This window comes from Sphaerisporangium sp. NPDC051017 (genome assembly GCF_040683095.1).
Lineage (GTDB): Bacteria > Actinomycetota > Actinomycetes > Streptosporangiales > Streptosporangiaceae > Sphaerisporangium.
Genome location: NZ_JBFBCI010000011.1, coordinates 18,920 through 39,463 on the forward strand (window position 1 = coordinate 18,920; position 20,544 = coordinate 39,463).

The window sequence follows — 20,544 nt, forward strand, 5'->3', positions numbered from 1 at the left end:
CCATACCCCGGCCGTGACGGCCGCGTGACCGGTATGTGATCGAATCCTGGCTCGCCCGTCGCGGCGCGGGGCGCGCACTCCCCGGGTTTAGGTAAAGAATGTGTATGTAGATGGACTGGTCCATCCCGTACCGGGGGAGGCGCGGAGCGTTGGTCATGCGCGGGGCAGGCGGCCCGCAGATGGGTCTGGCCGAGGTCGACCATGCCCTGCGCCGCCGCACCGAGGAGCGCGACCGCGTCGCCGGCGACCTGCTCGACCTGGACGACCACCCGAGCCACCGCCTGCTGACCGGCATGACGCCCACCGGCGAGACCGGCCGCCGCTGGGAGCAGGCCCAGGGCAGGTACGTCACGCTGTGGTGGCTGTTCGACGCCTACCGCCGCGTCCTGGACCGCGCGCAGGAGCTCAGGGCCGCGGGCCGGCCCGACCTGGCCGCCCTCACCGCGCTGCTCACCGGCCCCTCGGCCGAGCTCAAGCCCGACGACGTGCCCGTCGAGAAGCGCTCCCTGCTCCAGGCCGCCGGTGAGCGCGTCACCCTGGACGTGCTGCTGGCCCGTATGGACGAGGCCTACCGTGAGGTCGCCGCGGCCGTCGCCGCCGTGGACGCCGCCTGGACCGACCTGCTGCCCGTGCTGGACGGGGCCGACGCCGCCCGCGCCGCCGCCAGGGACCTGGCCCGCGACCTCGACGTCCACGACCCCGACCTGGAGCGCCTGGACGCCGAGGCCGCCCGCCTGCGTGCCGCCGTCACCTCCGACCCCCTCGGCTCGCGGGAGCGCCGCGGCGAGCTCGACGCGCTGGCCTCCGCCGTGGCCGCGCGCAGGGCCGCGCTGGACCGGGCCGTGCTCGCCCGCGACGACTACGCCGTGCGCGCCCGACGCCTGGGCGAGCGCATCGAGCAGGTCGCCGAGGCCGAGCGTGAGGCGCTGCGCGTCCGCGACGTCGTCCTCGCCAAGATCGCCGCACCGGCCCTGCCCGCGATGCCCGGCCAGGCGCCCGCGCTGCGCGACCGCCTCGGCGCCCTCGGCACGCTCGGCGGCCGCTGGCTGGAACTGGCCGACCGCCTCTCGGCGATGGAGCGCGCGGCCGACGACGCCGTGGCCCAGGCCCGGGGCGTCGCCGAATCCCTCGGCGGGCTCATCGGCCGCCGCGACGAGCTTCGCGGGCGGCTGTCCGCCTTCCAGGCCAAGGCCTTCCGCCTCGGCCACGCCGAGGACATGGCGCTCGCCGACCTGTACGGCAAGGCGCGCGACCTGCTCTGGACGGCGCCATGCGACCTGCGGCGGGCCACCGTCGCGGTCGCCGAATATCAGCGGGCCATCACGCGGATCGGAGCGGCCGGATGACCAACTGCACGCAGCCCGGATGCGCCGGGACGGTGGTGGACGGGTACTGCGACACCTGCGGCATGGCGCCCGTCGCGGCGCCCGCCCCAGCGCCCGCCCCGTCCTCGTCTTCGCAGCCGGGCGCCCCCTCCGGGTGGGCGCCCGGCGTCCCGCCCGGCCCCGGCGGCCCCGGTTTCCCGCCGGCCCCCGGCGCGTCCGGCGTGGCCTGGCCCTCGGCCCCCGCGCCCGGCGGCCCCGGCGTGGCGTGGCCGTCCGCCCCGGCGGGCGCGCCCCCTTCGGCCCCCGTGCCCTCCGCTCCTTCGCCGTCCGCGCCGATGCCCCCGGTGACGATGCCGTCCATCGGCGGCACGCTCGCCACCGGCGCGTCCGGCGCCGCGCCGAGCACCCGCGGCTCCCGCCGCGGCAGCACCCGCTCGCGGCGCGGCATGCTCGGCATGGGCCTGGTCGAGGTTCCCCCCGTCCCCTACCGGGACCCCTCCGCCGTCGTGATGGCCGACCCCGTCGTCCCGGAGGACCGCCGCTTCTGCGGCAACCCCGACTGCGGCAAGCCCGTCGGCCGCCGCAGGGACGGGCGCCCCGGACGTCCCGAAGGCTTCTGCCCGCACTGCGGCCAGCGCTTCTCGTTCACCCCCAAACTGCACCCCGGCGACCTGGTGGCCGGGCAGTACGAGGTCAAGGGCTGCCTGGCGCACGGCGGCCTCGGCTGGATCTACCTGGCCGCCGACCGCAACCTCGACGGCCGCTGGGTCGTCATGAAGGGCCTGCTGGACACCGGCGACCTGGAGGCGCTCGCCGCCGCCGAGGCCGAGCGGCGCTACCTCACGGCGATGGACCACCCCAACATCGTGAAGATCTTCAACTTCGTGAGCCACCCCGACCCCGGCACCGGGACGATGGTCGGCTACATCGTCATGGAGTACGTCGGCGGCGAGTCCCTGCAGGACCTGCTGCGCAAGCGGCTCAGGGAGACCTCCAACGGCCAGGCGCTGCCGCTGTCCCAGGTCATCGCCTACGGGCTGGAGATCCTGCGCGCCTTCGGCTACCTGCACGACCGGGGCATGCTGTACTGCGACCTCAAGCCCGCCAACGTGATCCAGGTCGAGGAGCAGCTCAAGCTCATCGACCTCGGCGCCGTCCGCCGCCTCGACGACCCCGACAGCGCGATCTACGGCACCATCGGCTACCAGGCCCCCGAGATCGCCGCGCAGGGCCCGTCGATCGCCTCCGACCTGTACACCGTCGGCCGCACCCTCGCCGTGCTGAGTTTCCCGTTCAGCCCCACCAGCGGAGGCGAGCCGGCCCCGCTGCCCGACATGGGCGTCGGCCGCGAGTCGTTCATGCGCTTCCTGCGCCGCGCCACCGACCCCGACCCGGCCCGCAGGTTCGAGAGCGCCGCCGAGATGACCGAGCAGCTCGTCGGCGTGCTGCGCGAGACCAGGGCCGAGGAGGAAGGCAGGCCCCATCCCGCGCAGTCCGGCGTCTTCGGTCCCGAGCGCGGCGCGGTCGGCACCGAGCTCGCCGCCGCGAGCACCGGCCGGGTGTTCGGGCCGCTGGACCGCCTCGACGCCGCGTCCTCGCTCCCCGCGCCCCTGGTCGACCCGCTCGACCCCGCCGCCGGGTTCCTCGCCGGGCTCACCTCCGGCAGCCCCGACGAGCTGATCGCCGTCCTGCAGTCCGCGCCGCCCACCCCGGAGACCAAGCTCGCGCTGATCCGGGTGCTGAGCGAGCTCGGCCGACCCGTGGCCGACTCGCTGTACGCCGCCGCGGCCGCGGACCTGCCGGGCGACTGGCGGCTGTGGTGGTACCGCGGCGTCGCCGAGCTGGCCTCAGGGGACCCGGCCATGGCCGCGCGGTTCTTCGACGGGCTCTACTCCTGGTTCCCCGGCGAGCCCGCGCCCAGGCTGGCCCTGGCCTTCGCCCTGGAGGCGGCCGGGGCGGGCGCCGAGGCCGCGCGCCACTTCGCCGCCGTCTGGCGCACCGACCGCTCCTACGTCAGCGCCTGCTTCGGGCTCGGCCGCATCGCGCTCGCCCACGACGACCGGGCCGACGCCATCCACGCCCTGGACGAGGTGCCGCCCACCTCCATCCACCGCACCGCCGCGCAGGTCGCCGCCGTCGCGGTCATCGTGCGCGGCCAGGCCCCGGCCGAGCCCGAGCTGCTCTCCGCGGGCGAGCGGCTGCGCGTGCTGAAACTCGACTCGCGCGACCGCGACGGCCTGGCCTCGGAGGTCCTGGAGAGCGCGCTCGCCCGGTTCGTCACCGGCCAGTCTCGTCAGGGCCAGTCTCGTCAGGGCCAGTCCGTCACCGGCACCGGCACGCTGCTCGGCACGCCGCTGAACGAGCGCGGCCTGCGCGGCGAGCTGGAGCGGGTGTACCGCGCGCTCGCCCGGTCGGCCGGGTCCACCGAGGACCGCTACGCGCTGATCGGCCGCGCCAACTCCGTGCGCCCGAGGACGCTGTGGTGAGCGGCGCCTGCCCCGCGTGCGGCACCCGCGTCCTGGCCGGCGAGGCGTTCTGCGAGAGCTGCGGGCACGACCTGTCGTCCGTCCCGTCCGTTCCCGCCGGCCCGTGCACGGCCTGCGGGGCCTCGGCGGTGGGGCCCGACGGCTACTGCGAGAACTGCGGCATGCTCCAGCCCACCGGCCGCGACCACGTCGAGATCGAGGCGGCGTACTCGGCCGCCGTGAGCGACCGCGGCCTGCGCCACAGCCGCAACGAGGACGCGATGGCGCTGCTGCCCGGCGGCCAGGGCGCGGTCGTCGCGGTGGTCTGCGACGGCGTGTCCACCTCGCCCCGCCCCGACGAGGCGTCCCAGGCGGCGGCCGACGTCGCGGCGGCGGTCATCGTCAAGAGGCTGGCCGACGGCGACGACGCGCAGGCCGCGACCCGCGAGGCCGTCCGCCTCGCCGCCGACGCCGTCGCCGCCTCCGCCGCCCCAGGCGAGGACTCCCCGGCGTGCACCTACGTCTCGGCGATCGTCCACGGGCGGCAGGTCACGATCGGCTGGGTGGGCGACAGCCGCGCCTACTGGCTCGGCGGCCAGTCGGCGCTGCTGACCGAGGACGACGCGACCCCCGGCACCCACATGCTCACCGCCTGGCTCGGCGCCGACGCCGGCGAGGTCGTCCCGCACGTCAGGACGTTCACCACCGACGGCCCCGGCGCGGTGCTGTTGTGCAGTGACGGCCTGTGGAACTACTACCCGGAGCCGGAGGCGCTGGCCGCCACGGCGTTGAACGACACCCCTCTCGTGGCGGCGCGGCGGCTCGTACGCCTGGCCATCGAGGCGGGAGGCCACGACAACATCACCGTGGCGATCATCCCGTTCGGCCAGGGGGATCGGACGGACACCACGGTGGCTTTCCCGAAGGAGAGAAGTGACTGACTTCACCATCCGCGTGGACCAGAACAAGTACCTGCCCGCGGGGAGCCAGGAGGTCCACGGCATCATCACGGCCGAGGCGAGCGGGCCGGTCCAGAGCTCCTCCGTGGCGGAGGCGGCCGAGGTCATCATCATCGACACGTCGGGCTCCATGTCCTACGGCAAGATCAACGACGCGCGCAAGGCCGCGCAGGCCGCCGTGGACACCTTGCGCGACGGCGTCCACTTCGCCGTGATCTCCGGCAACCACCAGGCCGAGGTGATCTTCCCGGGTTCGGGGCGGCTCGCCCCCGCCGACTTCCAGAGCCGTCAGGCCGCCAAGGAGGCCATCGCCGGCCTGCGCGCCGAGGGCGGCACCGCCATGGGGCGGTGGCTGCGCCGCGCCGCCGACCTGTTCAGCGCCCACCAGGCCGACCACCCTGATGCCATCAGGCACGCCATCCTGCTCACCGACGGCAAGAACGAGCACGAGCCGGCCCCCGAGTTCGACGCCAACCTCGCCTACTCGGCAGGGAAGTTCGTCTGTGACTGCCGCGGCGTCGGCACCGACTGGGTGGTCGCCGAGGTCCGCAGGATCGGCTCCACCCTGCTCGGCAGCGTGATGGACGTCCGCAGGCCCGAGGAACTGGAGGCCGACTTCCGGGCGATGACCGAGGCCGCGATGGGCAAGACCGTCGCCGACATCGCCCTGCGGGTGTGGACGCCCCGCGCGGCGACGCTGAACTTCGTCAAGCAGGTGTCGCCCACCCTGGAGGACCTGACCGGCCGCCGCACCGACGTGGACGCCCTCACCGGCGACTACCCCACCGGCGCGTGGGGCGGCGAGACCCGCGAGTACCACATCAGCGTCAGCGTGCCCGCGGGCAACGTCGGCCAGGAGATGCGCGCCGCCCTGGTCAAGCTGGTCCAGCCCTCCACGGGCGAGGTCATGGCCGGCGGGAACATCCTGGCCCAGTGGAGCGACGACCCCGCCCAGTCCACGCGCATCAACCCCCGCGTCGCCCACTACACCGGCCAGCAGGAGCTCGCCTCGCTCATCCAGGAGGGCCTGCAGGCGCGCAACGACGGCGACGTCGAGACGGCCACCGCCCGCCTCGGCAAGGCGCGCGGCATCGCCGAGCAGGCCGGTAACGAGGAGACCGCCAAGCTGCTCGACAAGGTCATCGACATCGACCCCGCGACGGGAACCGCCCGCCTCAAGCGTGTCGTTGACAAAGCGGATGAGATCGCACTCGACACCCGCTCCGTCCGAACCGTCCGCATGCGCAAGGACCCGGAGAGCTGAGCGATGGCCATCTGCCCAGAAGGGCATGAAAGCTCCGACGAGGAGTACTGCGACACCTGTGGCGCGCGGATCACGGGCGCGTCCGCCGGGGGCGTGCCCGCGGCGTCGTCCGCCGTGCCGGCCGGCGCCTCCGGGGCCTCCGGCGGCGGGGACGGGCCCTGTCCCGACTGCGGGGCCCCGCGCACCGGCCGGTTCTGCGAGAACTGCGGGTACGACTTCGTGCTCGGCGGGTCGGGCGCCGCCCCGTCCCAGGCCGCGCGTCCCGCCCAGCAGGCACCCCCCACCGGCTCCTCCGCGCAGCCCCCGCCGTGGCAGCCCGCGCAGCCGGCCCAGCCCTGGCGGCCCGCCCAGCCCGGATGGCAGCCGCCCCCGCCCTCCTCGTCGTACCGCACGGCGCCGCCGCCCGCGTCCGCCCCGTCTCCCGCGCCCGCCCCGGCGCCCGCGGGCGGCTGGATCGCGGTGATCACCGCCGACCGCGCGCACTACGACAGCATGATCGCCCAGGGCGGCCCGGACGCGGCCAGGGTCGCGTTCCCGCCCTACTGCCCCGAGCGCCGGGTGCCGCTGCGCGGCCCCGAGACGCGCATCGGCCGGCGGCGCCAGTCGCGGCCCATGGTGCCCGAGATCGATCTGTCCGAGCCGCCCGAGGACCCCGGTGTGTCGCACCTGCACGCCGTGCTGCTCGCCCAGCCGGACGGGAGCTGGCAGATCGTCGACCCCGGCTCCGCCAACGGCACGCTGGTGAACGGCAAGCTGATCGAGGTCAACGTGCCGGTCCCGCTCGAAGACGGCGACCGCGTCCACGTCGGCGCCTGGACCCTCCTCACCGTGCGGAAGGGCTGACATGACGATCGCCGGTCCCCCCGCGGCCCCCGCCCCCGCGCAAGCCGCGCCCCCCGATCCCGCCACGCCGCCGGGTACGGTCGCCGTCCCGGTGCCCGGCTCCGTCGCCGGCTCCCCGTGGCCGCGCCGGGTCACCCGCGTGCGCACCGTGCCCGGCTGGATCCGCCTGCTCACGGGCCTGGTCGTGGCGACCGTCCTGCTGGTGTTCGGCGCGGTCGCCCTGGCCGTCGGGCACGCCAGGGACGGCCTGCAGGTCATCGGCCACACCGCCGGCCCGCAGGTCGTCGCCACCGCCGACCTGTACTTCGCGCTCAGCGACATGGACGCGCAGGTCGCCGGGCTGCTGCTCATCGGCAGGGACGCCGGGTTCCAGGCGGGCCGCCAGGGCATGCTCGACCGCTACGAGCAGCGCCGCGCGCAGGCCGACGGGGCGGTGCTCCAGGCCGCCGACCTCGCGAGCGGCGACGCCACCGGGCAGACCACCGTACGCGCGCTGCTGGACGGGCTCGGCCGCTACGAGCGGCTCGCCGCCCGCGCCCTGCTGCTGGACGAGCAGTCCGGCCACAACGCCGGGCCGCCGCCGGCCGAGGTGCTCCGGGAGTACCGCGAGGCCACCGACCTGATGCGGCTCCAGCTCCTGCCCCAGGCCTACAACCTCACCCTCGACAGCGCCACCATCGTCCGGCACTCCTACCTCGCCGAGCTGTCCTCGGTGCAGTCCGGGCGGCTGTGGGTCGTCCTCGCCGGGCTGATCGCGCTGGCCGCGCTCGTCGCGCTCCAGGTCTTCCTGAGCCGGGGCTTCCGGCGCACGCTCAACCTGCCGCTGCTGGTGGCCACCGCCGTCGTCGGCGCGCTCACCCTCGCCGGGGTGGTCGTGCTGCAGCACGAGGGCAACGCGCTGACGTCCGCCAAGGAGGACGGCTTCAACTCCGTCCTCGCCCTGTCGCGGGCCCGCGCCATCGGCAACACCCTGCACGGCGACGAGATCCGCTACCTGCTGGACCCGCAACGGGCCGACACCTACGAGCAGGTGTACCTCGACAAGTCGCAGAGCGTGCTCTACGTGCCCGGCGGCAACCTGGACAAGTACTACGCCGCCCTGGACTCGGCGGTGGCCGCCTACCCCGGCAAGGTCACCTTCCTCGGGTTCTACGGCACCGAGGCCTCCGGCGGAAGCCTTCCCGGGCAGGAGGCCGCCGTCGCGCGCGTGCTGCGCCTCTACCAGGCGTTCCAGCGCAACGACCAGCAGATACGCCAGGTCGCCACGGGCGGGGCGCGCCGCGACGCCGTCGGCAGGGTCATGGGACCGGCCTTCGGCGAGTACGACGAGGCGCTCGTCAAGCTGACCGGCCTGCACCGCACGGCGTTCGACGACGCCGTGGCCGACGGCGACGGCGCCCTCGGCGGGTGGAACCGGCTGCCCCCGGCGGCCGCGCTGGTCGCCATCGTGCTGGTCCTCGCCGGTGTCCGGCCCCGGCTCGCCGAGTACCGCTGAAGGGAACGTATCGATGCTCACGCTCATCCGGACGCGCGGCCCTCTCGGCGGGACCGGCCGGGCCGGCCGCCTGCGCCGCGCGGCCGCCGTCGCGGTCGCCGTGGCGGCGGCCGTCCCCCTCGCCACGTCGTGCGCGGCGGGCACCTCGGTGCTCGACAAGGACTCCCTGGTCATCGGGGTCAAGAAGGACCAGCCCGGCCTCGGCAATCTGGTGTCGGGCAGGTACGAGGGGTTCGACGTCGACGTCGCCACCTACGTCGCCGCCAAGCTCGGCAAGCAGGCACGGTTCGTCCCGGCGCCCTCCTCCCAGCGCGAGAAGCTGCTCATGGACGGCGCCGTCGACCTGATCTTCGCGACCTACTCGATCACCCCCGAGCGCAAGACCAAGGTGGCCTTCGGCGGCCCGTACTACGTCGCCCACCAGGACACCCTCGTGCGCACCGGCCAGCGCGAGATCAACAACGTCCGGGACCTGCGCGACCGCAAGCTGTGCCAGGTCACCGGGTCCAACTCCTGGAAGCGGGTCAAGGAGGAGCGGAAGATCCCCGTCGTGCTCGTCCCCTCGGCGTCCTACAGCGAGTGCGTGGCGGACCTGCGCTCGGGCAAGGTGGACGCGGTCTCGACCGACGATCTGATCCTCGCCGGGTTCGCGACCGCCGGGACCAGCATCGTCAACGCGCCGTTCAGCGACGAGCGGTACGGCGTGGGCATCCGCAGCGGCGACATCGACGGCTGCGAGGCGGTGAACAAGGCCATCACCGAGATGTACCAGGACGGCACGGCCAAGAAGCTGCTGCAGAAGTGGTTCGCCAAGTCGGGGCTGGCGCTCAACTTCAGCGTGCCCCAGTTCGAGGGCTGCGGCTGACGGTCCCGCGGCGGCGGGGGTTCTGGCCGTTCGAGGGCACCAACGCCACGGTCAGGGAACCGGAGCACATGTCCGAGGCGGGCCTCGGCCCTGTCCGCGCCCTCCACGCCGGGACGCTCGGCCCGGCCCGCCGGCTCGGTGCCGACGCCGGCCTCGGCACCGTCGAGCCCGGCAAGTACGCCGACCTCGTCGCGACGGACGCCGACCTCCTCGCCTCCGACTCGGCCTTCGGCACGGTGAGATGGGTGATGAAGGCCGGCACTGTCGTCCGCGACGACACTCGCACCTGACCACTTCACGCTGGAGCGGGCTCCGTGGTTCGGCGGGCGTCCGGACTCCGCCGGCGTCCGGGTAGGTTCGCTTAGGGGACGGAGGTGCGGATCGTGCGCGTGGTCGTTCTGACGGGGCCGGTGGCCGATGAGCGGCTGCTCAGGGAGGTCGCGGGGGCCGAGACGGCCGTGCTCGGGGTGCCCGCGCGGTTCGCGGCCGTGGACGGCGCCGCGGCGCTGGAGGCGGAGCTTGGCGCGACCTCCGGCGACTGCGCGGTCGTCGCCGTGCCGGGGCCGAGCCCGGACGTCCGGAGGCTCATGGACGTGCCGGCCGCGTACTCGCCGCGCACGGTGTGGCTCGACCTGGAGCGCACCGGCCCGATCCCGGTGGCCGGGGGAGCGGCGCACCAGCAGGGGCGCGGCGTCGCCGGGCTGATCTGGGCGATCCGCCACGCGGTGCACCGGTTGAGATGGCCCGCGCGCCGGATCGCGTACGGCGATCACCCCGACCAGTGGGCGGACCTGCGCCTTCCCATGGCGGCAAGCCCTCCGGCGCCCCGATCGGGCCCTTCGGAATCCGAATCGGTGCCAACGGCCGAGCCGCGGGAGGGGGCGGCACGTCCGGTGGCGGATGCGCCGCCGCCGGTGGCCACCGACCCTCGACCGTACTTTGTAAAGGATGTGGGTCCGGCCCGCCACACCGACCCGGGTGCGGACGGCGTCTCGGGCACAGGCAGGGACCGCGTCACGGGCACGAGCACAGGCAGCGTCGCCGACGTGAGCTCGGACGATCTCACCGGCGCCGGCTCGGGCGAGGTCGCCGGCATGAGCTCGGATGACGTCGCCGGTACCGGCCCGGACGATGCCATCGGCGGTGGCGGCACCGGATCGCGTCCGCCCGTCGTGGTGCTGGTCCACGGGGGCTACTGGCGGTCGATCTGGGGCGCCGACCTCATGGACGCGCTCGCGATCGACCTCGCGCGCCGGGGCATCGCGTCCTGGAACCTGGAATACCGCCGCCCCGACCTGCACGGATGGGACGCCACGACCGCCGACGTGGCCGCCGGCATCGCCGCGCTGCGCTCCCTGGACGTTCCGGTGGACCTCGACCGGGTCGCCGTGGCCGGTCACTCGGCGGGCGGGCAGCTCGCCCTGCGCGCGGCGGCCGACGCCGGGGGAGCGGTCGCGGTCGCCGTGTCGCTGGCCGGGGTGCTGGACCTGGTGGAGGGGTACCGGCGCCACATGAGCTCGGGGGCCGTCCACGACGCGCTCGGCGGGACGCCCGAGGAGATCCCCGAGACGTACGCCGCCGCGAGCCCGCTGCTCCGGCTGCCGCTCGGGGTGCCGCAGATCGTCGTCCAGGGCGCCTCCGACGACCTCGACCTCGTGGACATGGCCCGCAGATACACGTCCGCCGCGGGCGACGAGGCGACCTACATCGAACGCCCGGGCGACCACTGGTCGGTCATCGACCCGTCCACCCCGATCTGGGCCCACACGGCCCGCGAACTGACCACCCGCCTCACTCCCCGGCACGGCTGAACGAATCCCGAGGCGGCCCGGCATCGAGACCGCCCACCCGAGCCGGTGGGGCCGGTGGCTCGTCCGCACGTGGATCGTTCGAGGGGCTGAGACGACGGCCGGTTTGGGGGCGGAGGCTCGCCTTCATCCGCCTGATCGAGGAGTTCGCGGCCCGGGGTCCCGCCCCGGCGGCCCCGCCCTCCCGCTCTCTGGGCGGGGTCACCGCGCGTACGCGAGGTGCTCACGCTCATCGGGCGGGGCATGTCCAACACCGAGATCGCCGCCGACCTGGTGATCAGCGTCGCGACCGTCAAGGCGTATGTGACCCGGCTGCTCGCCAAGCTCGCGGCCCGCGACCGGGTGCAGCTTGTGATCATCGCCTATGAGGCGGGCCTGGCGTCGCCGTCCCGGTGATCGAGTACGGTCGTCACCCGCTGGGCCGGGTGTGGAAGTCCCGGCTGGGCCCGCCACGGGGGTTCGGCGTCAATCCTCCACGGGGCTCAGCGCGCGCCAGGGGAGGGGGCTGGACAGCATCATCATGCTGGACGGCTGGCCGTACGGGGCGAGGCGGTCGATGAGCTCCTCGAAGGCGGTCATCGAGGTGGTGGCGACGCGCAGCAGGCAGCAGGTGTCGCCGGTCACGCGGTGCACCTCGACGATCTCCGGCCAGGCCAGCGCCACCGGGTCGCGCAGCACGCAGCGCACGCCGTAGCAGGACATGCGGATGAGGGCGCTCACCTTGCGGCCGGCCCGGGACAGGTCGACGCGGGCGTGGTAGCCCGCGATCACGCCCGCCTCCTCCAGCCGCCTCACCCGCTCGGCCACGGCGGGCGCGGACAGATGCACGCGGCGGGACAGCTCGCTGTACGACAGCCTCGCGTCCGCCTGCAGTTCGGCCAGCAGGGCCCAGTCCATCGCGTCCACGGTCACGCTCCGTCATTCGCAAACCGGAATCCGGTCTGCACCTTTCATCCAGAAAGCCGAACGCCAGAATCGCTCCGGACCCAGTATTTCACTAAAATTCGACTTAAGTGAACATGGAGGTGAAACAGGGGAGACGCGAATGACGACCAGACGGCGGGCGGGCGGGGCGCGGGTGCGCCCGGCGGGTGGACGGCAGCGCGCCGCGCGGGCGGCGGCGAACCACGGCCGGCCGACGCTGGAGTTCACCTCCGGCACACCGTACGACGACTACGTGGCGGCGCAGGCCCTGCACGCCCTCCAGCGGCCGATCACCGACATCCCCGAGGAGCGCGCCTTCCTCGTCACGACCCAGGTGATGGAGCTCTACTTCGGTCTGATCCGCGCGGAATGGCGGCTCGCCCAGCGGCTGCTGGACGCCGAGGACGTGGCCGGGGCGACCGCCGTGCTGGCCCGAAGCGTCCGCTACTTCGAGGCGCTCAACGCATCCTGGGGCGCGCTCGGCTGGCTGACCCCCGCGCAGTTCAACTCGTTCCGCGACGCGCTCGGCGAGGCCTCCGGGTTCCAGTCCGCCATGTACCGCCACCTGGAGTTCCTTCTCGGCAACAAGTCCGAGTCGCTCACCCGGCCGCACCGGCGCGACGCGAAGGTGTACCGCGAACTGGTGGACGCGCTGCGGGCCCCGAGCCTGTACGACACCGTGCTGGCCCTGCTCGCCCGGCGCGGGTTCGACGTCCCTCCGGCGGGCGACCCGGCCGAGGAGTACGTGCCGAGCCCCCTGGTCGAGGCGGCCTGGGTGAAGATCTACGCCGAGCGGGGGCCCGGCGACGAACTCTGGACGCTCGCCGAGACGCTCACCGACCTGTCCGAGCGGTTCTCCGACTGGCGCTACCGCCACCTGATGGCCGTGCGCCGCTCGATGGGCGCCAAGCCCGGCTCCGGCGGATCGAGCGGCCTGACGTGGCTGGAGCGCAGCCTGCGCCGCGACGTCTTCCCCGAGCTCTGGTCGGCCCGCACGTCCATGTGACCGCCCCGCCGGAAGGGCCGCGCCGGCCGGACAACATGAGCTTTGTTCATGATGTTCACGTCCCACTGAACAGGACCTGGTTCCGATACACGAGCCGGGGTGCAGGTTCGGAAAGATCAGTAGAGACGCGGAGTCACCACCGACACCACCGTGGTGACGCGGTCGGTGTCGTTGTACATGCTGTGCGGCACGGTCGAGCGCAGGTGGACGCTGTCGCCCGCGTACAGGCGGTGCTCGACGCCCTCGACCTCGTACAGCAACTCGCCCTCCAGCACGAACGTGAACTCCTCCCCGGCGTGCCCGTAGGCGTCCTCGCGCCTGCCGCCGGGGGCGATGCGCACGAGCAACGGCTCCAGCACCAGGTGCGGCCCCCGGGAGGACAGCATGCGGTAGGTCTGCTGGCCGGAGACGTACTCGGTGGCCGCGGCCTCGGCCCGGGTGAGGGTGAAGTGGAAGGGCAGGCGGGCGACCTTGGAGCCCTCGCCCTCGGGCGCGTCGTCCTCGAAGAAGTCGGCCACGCTGCGGTCGAGCGCCGCCGCCACGCCGTTCAGCGCGGTCAGGCCGATGGAGGAGATGCCGCGCTCGACCTGTGACAGGAAGCCGATCGACAGGCCCGAGCGGGTGGACAGGCCGCGCAGGGTCATGCCGCGTTCCTTGCGGAAGCGGCGCATCCGCGCGCCGACGACGTCCGCACGGTCGGCACGGTCCGCCTGTTCCGCGCGCTCCTCGCGGTCGTCGTCGCGGCCCCGGCGCTCCGATATGCCCACCGGGACCCCTCCTGTCGACCAAGGCGGCACGTGCCGCGCCATAGATCCGGGCAAACCATATTTCACAACAGAGCCACCCCGAGTGCCAACCCGCGCGGGCCGCGTAGGGGTCCTAGGGGTCGCGGGACGCGTCCTTCCATGCCCCTTCCACATCTCCGGCGGGCCGAACGCTGACCCTGCGGGCGTCCAGGCCCGGTCAGCATGGCCGTTTCATGGGATAAGCCTGGGGATCGCGGGGGTAGGGAAGGGCGGGTGAAAGCCCGAGCGAACGAGCCGCGGGGCGACACCGCCCCTGGACCGATGACCGTCGACCTCCAACTTTCGGTGAACGACCAGCTATATCCGCTCACGGTGGACACCCGTGAGACCTTGCTCGACACCCTGCGCGAACGCCTCGACCTCGCCGGCTGCAAGAAAGGATGCGACCACGGGCAGTGCGGGTCCTGCACGGTGCTGGTGGACGGCAGGCGCGTCAAGGCCTGCCTCACCTTCACGGTCACCGTGGACGACAAGCCGATCACCACCGTCGAGGGACTGGCCGGGGAGCGGGGGCTGCATCCGCTGCAGAACGCGTTCATCGAGCACGACGCCTTCCAGTGCGGCTACTGCACCCCCGGGCAGCTCTGCTCGGCGGTGGGCATGCTCGCCGAGGCGGCGCTGGGCTGGCCGAGCGCCGCCACCCCCGACATCGCCGGCACCGCCGCCGAGCCCGTGCTCGGCGAGGAGGAGATCCGCGAGCGGATGAGCGGCAACCTGTGCCGGTGCGGCGCCTACCCCGGCATCGTCGCGGCGATCGGGGAGGTGGCGCGGTGAGACCCTTCGCCTACGAGCGCCCCGCCGACGTCCGGTCCGCCGTGGCCACGCTCGAGGCGGGCCTGGAAACGGGCGCGGACGCGATGTACCTCGGCGGCGGCACCAACCTGGTCGACCTGATGCGCCTCGGCGTCGCCCGGCCCGGCACGCTGGTCGACGTCACCCGCGTCGCCTCCGCGACGATCGAGGAGACCCCGGACGGCGGCCTGCTGATCGGCGCGGGCGTGCGCAACGGCGACCTGGCCGCCCACCCACTGGTGCGGCGCCGCTATCCCATGCTGGCCCAGGCGGTCCTGTCGGGGGCGTCCGGGCAGATCCGCAACATGGCCACGGTGGGCGGCAACCTGCTGCAGCGCACCCGCTGCTCCTACTTCCAGGACGTCACCAAGCCGTGCAACAAGCGGGCCCCCGGCTCGGGCTGCCCCGCCCGCACCGGCGACCACCGCAACCTGGCGATCCTCGGCCACTCCGAGAGCTGCGTCGCCACCCACCCGTCGGACATGGCGGTCGCCCTGGCGGCGATCGGCGTGACCGTCCACGTCGAGGGCCCCGGCGGCGCTCGGACCGTCCCCATGCCGGGCCTGCACCGGCTGCCGGGCGAGGACCCGAGCCGCGACACCGTCCTTTCGCCCGGCGACCTGATCACCGCCGTGGAACTGCCCGCGCTGCCGATGGCGGCGCGGTCGCGCTACCGCAAGGTGCGCGACCGCGCGTCGTTCTCGTTCGCCGTCGTGTCGGTGGCGGCGGCCCTGGACCTGGACGGCGAGGGCCGCGTGCGCGACTGCCGGATCGCGCTCGGCGCCGTCGCCCACGTGCCGTGGCGGGCCGAGTCGGCCGAGGCCGCGCTGCGCGGCGCGCCGGCGACCGAGGAGGAGTTCGCCCGGGCCGCCGACGCCGAGATGCGGGGCGCCCGGCCGCTGCGGCTGAACGCCTTCAAGGTGCCCCTCGCCCGCAACCTGCTCGTACGCGTCCTCGCCGACCTCGCGGAGACCCCATGACCACCACCGAGATCAAGTACGTCGGCGCCCCGATCGACCGCGTGGACGGCCTGGAGAAGGTCACCGGCCGGGCCCGGTACGCCTCCGAGCACAACCCGCGCGACCTCACCTACGCCGCGCCCGTGCAGGCGACGATCGCCCGGGGCGAGGTCACGGGCATGGACGCCGGCGCGGCGCTCAAGGTCCCCGGCGTGATCGCGGTGATCTGGCACGGCAACGCGCCGCGCCTGGCGCCCAGCGACGCCGCCGAGTTGTCGGTCCTGCAGTCGCCGAGGGTCGCCTACCGGGGCCAGTACGTCGCCGTGGCCGTCGCCGAGACGCTGGAGGCGGCCAGGGAGGCCGCGGGCCTGCTGCGCGTCGGGTACGCCGAGGAGACCCACGACGTCGAGCTGCGCGCCGACCACCCCCGCCTGTACCGCCCGGAGTACGTCAACCCGCGCTTCCCGGCCGACGAGGTGCGCGGCGACCCCGATACCGCCCTCGCCTCGGCGCCGGTCGTGGTCGACGCGACGTACACCACCCCGGCCGAGCACAACAACCCGATGGAGCCGCACGCCACCGTCGCCGAGTGGGACGGCGGCGGGCTGACCGTCCACGACTCGACGCAGGGGCCGACCGCGCTGCGCGGCGAGCTCGCGCCGCTGTTCGGCATGCCGCCCGAGCAGGTCCGGATCATCTCGCCGTACGTCGGGGGCGGGTTCGGCTCCAAGGGCCGCGCGCACCCGCACGTGGTGCTCGCCGCCCTCGCCGCCAAGCAGGTCGGGCGCCCGGTGAAGCTCACGGTGACGCGGCGGGAGATGTTCGCGGTCACCGGGTACCGCACGCCGACGATCCAGCGGGTGCGGCTCGGCGCGGAGGAGGACGGGCGGCTGATCGCGATCTCGCACGAGGCCTGCGAGCAGAGCTCGACCCTCACGGAGTTCGCCGAGCAGACCACCGTCGTCACCCGCATGATGTACGCGGCGCCGCACCGGCGCACCACCCACCGGCTCGTGCGGCTGGACGTGCCGACGCCGTCGTGGATGCGCGCGCCCGGCGAGGCGCCCGGCATGTTCGCGCTGGAGTCGGCGATGGATGAACTGGCCGTCGCGTGCGGCGTGGACCCGATCGAGCTGCGCGTCCGCAACGAGCCCGCCACCGATCCCGCGACCGGCCTGCCGTTCAGCTCGCGCAACCTGGTGGCGTGCCTGCGCGAGGGGGTCCGGCGGTTCGGGTGGGAGTCGCGCGACCCGCGCCCCGCGGTCCGGCGCCGGGGCAGGCTGATGTACGGCACCGGCGTCGCCTCCTCGACCTACCCGGCCTATCGCTCGCCGTCGGAGGCCTGGGCCCGCGCGGAGACCGGCGGCACGTTCACCGTGCGGATCGCCGCCGCCGACCTCGGCACCGGCGCCAGGACCGTCCTGACCCAGATCGCCGCTGACGCGCTGGGCGCGCCGGTCGAGCGGGTCCGGGTGGAGATCGGCGACAGCGCGCTGCCCCGGGCGTCCGTCGCGGGCGGGTCGATGGGCACCGCGTCCTGGGGCACCGCGGTCGTGCGGGCGTGTGAGGCGCTGACCCGGGAGCTGGAACGGTCCGGCGGCGTCGTGCCGCCGGGCGGGGCCGAGGCGTCGGCCGCCACGGCGCAGGAGATCCGCGGGCAGGAGCGGTACGCGCGGCACGCCTTCGGCGCGCAGTTCGCCGAGGTCGCCGTGGACGCCGACACGGGGGAGACCCGGGTGACGCGGCTGCTCGGCGTGTTCGCCGCCGGGCGCATCGTCAACCCCAAGACCGCGCGCTCGCAGTTCGTCGGCGGCATGACGATGGGCATGTCGATGGCCCTGCTGGAGGAGAGCGTCATGGACGCGCGGTTCGGCGACTACCTCAACCACGACCTCGCCCAGTACCACATCGCCGCCAACGCGGACGTGCCGGACATCGAGGCGTACTGGGTGGAGGAGGACGACCCGCACCTCAACCCGATGGGGACCAAGGGCATCGGCGAGATCGGCATCGTCGGCACCGCCGCCGCGGTCGCCAACGCCGTCCACCACGCGACCGGGATCCGCGTCCGCGACCTGCCCATCCGCCTGGACCGGCTGGTGCGCTGAGGGACCGGGCGGGATGAGCGGCCTGCTGCGCCGTCCCGCCGACCGGCTCGCGGACGTCGCGCCCGGCTGGCTGGTGGAGGCCGTGCGGCCCGTCCCGGTGCGGCCCCGCTGGGGCGCCATGCTGCGCGTGGCCGCCTCCATCACCACGCCGCTGCTGGTGGCCCAGCTCGCCGGGCGGATCACCCTGGGGCTGCTGCCGTCCATGGGGGCCATGGCTGCGGCGCTCGCCGACCGGGGCGGCTCCTACCGGGCGCGGGTGATCCGGGCCGGGGCGGGCGCGATCGGCGGGGCCACCGGCTTCCTGATCGGCCACTCCGTGCCGGGGCTCGGCTGGTGGACGGTGGCGGCCGTCGTCCTGGCCTCCATCGTCTCGGCGCTGGTCAGCACGGCCGGCGGCGCGGGCTCGTACGGCGCGCTCCAGCTTCTGGTCATGACGGTGATCGGCCTCGGGGTGCCGTTCCCCGAGACGCCCGTGCGGGGCGCGCTCATGTACCTGGCGGGCGCGCTGTGGTCGCTGCTCCTGTCGGTCGCGGGCTGGCCGCTGGACCCGCGGGCCGCGGAGAAGGCCGCCGTGGCGGGGGTCTACCGCGCGCTGGCCCGCCTCGCCGAGGACCCGCGCGCGAGCGACGTCCTGGAGACGTTCGACACGGCGCTGAAGCGGGCGTACGAGGTCGTGTTCGGCGCGCGGTCCTCCGCGGCGGGGCCTGACCCCGAGCGCACCCGCCTGACCGCGCTGCTGAACGAGGCCTCGCGGATCCGCCACGCCCTGGTCGCTTTGGCCCAGGAGGACCGAGGCCCGCCGCCGGAGGTCGTGGACGGCCTGCGGTCGCTGGCCGAGGCGCTGGAGCGTGACCACCACCCCGTGACGGTGCCATTCGAGACCGGCTCGCCCGCCCTGGCGGCGCTGTGCGCGGCGGTGCGGGGGGCCGCCGACCTGATCTCGGGCCGTTCGGTGGCCGAGGCGGAGGAGGAGCGGCCCTACGAGCGGGTCGGGCCCGGCGCGAAGCTGCGGCAGATCGCGCGGGGCATGTGCTCGGGGCATCTCACCCGCGTCTACGTGATCCGGCTGGCGCTGTGCATGGGCGCGGCGGCGGTGGTGAGTGAGCTGCACTGGCTGGAGCGGTCGTACTGGGCGATGCTGACCGTCGCCCTGGTGCTCAAGCCGGACTTCGGGTCGGTCTTCGCGCGGGCGGTGCAGCGCGGGCTCGGCACCGTCGTCGGCGCGGTGATCGGCACCGCGGTCCTGTACGTGGTGCCGTACGGCCCGGCCATCCTGATCCCGATCGCGATCTTCGCCGCGCTGCTCCCGTACGGGCAGCAGCGCAACTGGGGGCTGATGTCGACCTTCCAGGTGCCGGTGGTCGTGCTGCTGGTCGACCTGCTGACGGGCGCGGGCCCGCGCATCGCCGAGATCCGCCTGGTGGACACCCTGGTCGGGTGCGCCATCGTGCTGCTGCTCGGCTACCTGCCGTGGCCGGCGAGCTGGGAGGCGCCCGTGCGGCCGCGCTTCGCCGACGCGGTCGCGGCCACCGCGCGCTACCTGCGTCACGCCTTCGAGCCCGGGCACCCCGGCCGCGCGGTGGCGCAGCGCCGGGCGTTCGACGCGCTCGCCGACCTGCGCACGGTGTTCCAGCGTGCGGTGACCGAGCCGCCCGTGGTGAGCCGGCGCGTCACCACCTGGATGGCGCCGATGACGGCGCTGGAGCAGGTCGCCGACGCGACGGCGGCGACCGTCGCCCGCACCGGCCACGGCGCGCCGCCTCCGTCGGAGGAGGCGGTGCGGGACGTCGTGCGGTGCCTGGACGCGATCGCGGACGGCGTGCGCGCGGGGACGCCCGTGCGGGGCCGTCCCTGCCAGGTCGAGAGGGGGCCGCTGGAACGGGTGAGCCGCGCGGTGAGCGGCCTGCGGGGCACACTGGAGGGCGGCTGAGGGTTGCCTAATCCCCATATTTACGGTAGGAAATACGTGTGACCGCCACCTCTCGCCGTCCTCCGCGCGCACGCCCGTGACCTCGCCCCCCTCCGTCCGCCCGGACTCGCCTCCCGCCCGGGGCGCCTCCGGCGAGAGCCCCGCCTTCCCGGCGGGACGGCCGCGCGCGGGCGCGGCGCGGTACCGCCGGCTCGGCGTCAGGGCGCTGGCCCTGGTGGTGCTGCTGGCGCTGTGGCAGCTCCTGGCCGCGGCGACGCGCAACCCGTCCTTCATCCCCTCGCCGCGCGCGGTGTGGGACCAGCTCGTGCTCACCTCGACCGTCCACGACGGCACCCGCGGCTACAGCGGCCACCTGCTGATCGAGCACCTCGGGGTCAGCCTGCGCCGCATCCTCATCGGCTCGGTCCTCGGCGTGGCGGCCGGGCTGGCGCTCGGCGTCGTCATGGGAACCGTCCCCTGGATCCGCGTGGTGGCCGAGCCGGTCGTCACCTTCGTCCGCGCCCTGCCGCCCCTGGCGTACTTCAGCCTGCTGATCATCTGGTTCGGCATCGACGAGACGCCGAAGCTGTGGCTGCTCACGATCGCCGCGCTGCCCCCGGTCGCCGTGGCCACGGCCTCGGCGGTGTACGCCGCGCCGGTCGGCCTGGTCGAGGCCGCCCGGGCGCTCGGCGCCACCCGGTGGAACCTCATCGGCGACGTCGTCCTGCCGAGCGCGCTCCCGGAGATCTTCACCGGCGTCCGCCTCGCCGTGGGCCTCGCGTACTCCTCGGTCGTGGCGGCCGAGACGATCAACGGCGTGCCCGGCATCGGCGGCATGGTGCGCGACGCCCAGCGCTACCTGCAGACCGACGTGGTCGTGCTCGGCCTGCTGGCGATCGGAATCTCCGGCCTGCTCATCGACGCCGTCCTGCGCCTGGCCGAGAACAGGCTCATCCCCTGGCGGGGCCGCGCCTGAACCGGCCCGTGGCGGCCCAGGCACCGCGCGAGACCCCGGC

19 protein-coding genes are annotated in these 20,544 nt (G+C 74.5%); 16 read left to right on the top strand and 3 right to left on the bottom strand.

All coding sequences use genetic code 11. The annotated features are described in order from the left end of the window. The first annotated feature begins 110 nt into the window (after positions 1–110). A complete protein-coding gene (locus AB0M95_RS12300) occupies positions 111–1,346 on the top strand; it encodes a hypothetical protein (protein WP_363762611.1) in 1,236 nt (411 codons plus the stop codon). Here the strand turns inward: AB0M95_RS12300 and AB0M95_RS12305 are convergent. Next, on the bottom strand, positions 1,321–1,686 hold the full coding sequence (locus AB0M95_RS12305) for a hypothetical protein (protein WP_363762614.1): 366 nt from the start codon (positions 1,684–1,686) through the stop codon (positions 1,321–1,323). The two genes, AB0M95_RS12300 and AB0M95_RS12305, sit on opposite strands and share 26 nt — an antisense overlap. Here AB0M95_RS12305 and AB0M95_RS12310 point away from each other — a divergent pair. From AB0M95_RS12310 to AB0M95_RS12350, 9 genes are all read left to right on the top strand, one after another. Next, positions 1,676–3,811, top strand: a complete 2,136-nt coding sequence (locus AB0M95_RS12310; protein WP_363762938.1) for a tetratricopeptide repeat protein — start codon at positions 1,676–1,678, stop codon at positions 3,809–3,811. The two genes, AB0M95_RS12305 and AB0M95_RS12310, sit on opposite strands and share 11 nt — an antisense overlap. Continuing rightward, the gene (locus AB0M95_RS12315) at positions 3,808–4,731 is read left to right on the top strand and encodes a protein phosphatase 2C domain-containing protein (RefSeq protein ID WP_363762617.1); all 924 of its coding nucleotides are present in this window, start codon (positions 3,808–3,810) and stop codon (positions 4,729–4,731) included. The genes AB0M95_RS12310 and AB0M95_RS12315 overlap by 4 nt, the downstream gene beginning before the upstream one ends. Further along, a complete protein-coding gene (locus AB0M95_RS12320) occupies positions 4,724–6,013 on the top strand; it encodes a VWA domain-containing protein (protein WP_363762620.1) in 1,290 nt (429 codons plus the stop codon). Before AB0M95_RS12315 ends, AB0M95_RS12320 begins: the two co-directional genes overlap by 8 nt. Before the next feature lie 3 nt (positions 6,014–6,016). Then, entirely contained in the window at positions 6,017–6,856 is an 840-nt protein-coding gene (locus AB0M95_RS12325) for an FHA domain-containing protein (protein WP_363762623.1), read from the top strand. A 1-nt stretch (position 6,857) separates the two neighbouring features. Continuing rightward, positions 6,858–8,351 carry a hypothetical protein gene (locus tag AB0M95_RS12330; protein ID WP_363762626.1) on the top strand — a complete coding sequence of 498 codons (1,494 nt, stop codon included), beginning with the start codon at positions 6,858–6,860 and terminating at the stop codon, positions 8,349–8,351. A 13-nt stretch (positions 8,352–8,364) separates the two neighbouring features. Further along, entirely contained in the window at positions 8,365–9,216 is an 852-nt protein-coding gene (locus tag AB0M95_RS12335) for a glutamate ABC transporter substrate-binding protein (protein WP_363762629.1), read from the top strand. Positions 9,217–9,284: 68 nt separating this feature from the next. Then, entirely contained in the window at positions 9,285–9,506 is a 222-nt protein-coding gene (locus tag AB0M95_RS12340) for an amidohydrolase family protein (protein ID WP_363762632.1), read from the top strand. Between the two features lie 93 nt (positions 9,507–9,599). After that, complete coding sequence (locus AB0M95_RS12345) at positions 9,600–11,027, top strand: alpha/beta hydrolase (RefSeq protein ID WP_363762635.1); 1,428 nt, start codon at positions 9,600–9,602, stop codon at positions 11,025–11,027. Positions 11,028–11,243: 216 nt separating this feature from the next. Continuing rightward, positions 11,244–11,420: a LuxR C-terminal-related transcriptional regulator gene (locus AB0M95_RS12350; RefSeq protein WP_363762638.1), complete on the top strand. Its 177-nt coding sequence runs from the start codon at positions 11,244–11,246 to the stop codon at positions 11,418–11,420. Positions 11,421–11,489: 69 nt separating this feature from the next. Here the strand turns inward: AB0M95_RS12350 and AB0M95_RS12355 are convergent, their stop codons facing one another. Further along, entirely contained in the window at positions 11,490–11,921 is a 432-nt protein-coding gene (locus AB0M95_RS12355) for an Lrp/AsnC family transcriptional regulator (protein WP_358523698.1), read from the bottom strand. 148 nt (positions 11,922–12,069) lie between these two features. Between AB0M95_RS12355 and AB0M95_RS12360 the strand changes: the two genes are divergently transcribed. Next, positions 12,070–12,954: a tryptophan 2,3-dioxygenase family protein gene (locus tag AB0M95_RS12360; protein WP_363762641.1), complete on the top strand. Its 885-nt coding sequence runs from the start codon at positions 12,070–12,072 to the stop codon at positions 12,952–12,954. A 116-nt stretch (positions 12,955–13,070) separates the two neighbouring features. Here the strand turns inward: AB0M95_RS12360 and AB0M95_RS12365 are convergent, their stop codons facing one another. Continuing rightward, the gene (locus AB0M95_RS12365) at positions 13,071–13,721 is read right to left on the bottom strand and encodes a cupin domain-containing protein (RefSeq protein ID WP_363762644.1); all 651 of its coding nucleotides are present in this window, start codon (positions 13,719–13,721) and stop codon (positions 13,071–13,073) included. Positions 13,722–14,021: 300 nt separating this feature from the next. Between AB0M95_RS12365 and AB0M95_RS12370 the strand changes: the two genes are divergently transcribed. The 5 genes from AB0M95_RS12370 (at position 14,022) to AB0M95_RS12390 (ending at position 20,504) form a co-directional block, all read left to right on the top strand. After that, on the top strand, positions 14,022–14,534 hold the full coding sequence (locus tag AB0M95_RS12370) for a 2Fe-2S iron-sulfur cluster-binding protein (RefSeq protein ID WP_363762647.1): 513 nt from the start codon (positions 14,022–14,024) through the stop codon (positions 14,532–14,534). Continuing rightward, a complete protein-coding gene (locus tag AB0M95_RS12375; RefSeq protein WP_363762650.1) occupies positions 14,531–15,532 on the top strand; it encodes a xanthine dehydrogenase family protein subunit M in 1,002 nt (333 codons plus the stop codon). Before AB0M95_RS12370 ends, AB0M95_RS12375 begins: the two co-directional genes overlap by 4 nt. After that, a complete protein-coding gene (locus AB0M95_RS12380; protein ID WP_363762653.1) occupies positions 15,529–17,619 on the top strand; it encodes a xanthine dehydrogenase family protein molybdopterin-binding subunit in 2,091 nt (696 codons plus the stop codon). Before AB0M95_RS12375 ends, AB0M95_RS12380 begins: the two co-directional genes overlap by 4 nt. A gap of 13 nt (positions 17,620–17,632) precedes the next feature. After that, positions 17,633–19,549, top strand: coding sequence for an FUSC family protein (locus AB0M95_RS12385; protein ID WP_363762656.1), 1,917 nt, complete (start codon positions 17,633–17,635; stop codon positions 19,547–19,549). A gap of 76 nt (positions 19,550–19,625) precedes the next feature. Next, the gene (locus AB0M95_RS12390; protein WP_363762659.1) at positions 19,626–20,504 is read left to right on the top strand and encodes an ABC transporter permease; all 879 of its coding nucleotides are present in this window, start codon (positions 19,626–19,628) and stop codon (positions 20,502–20,504) included. Positions 20,505–20,544: the final 40 nt, after the last annotated feature.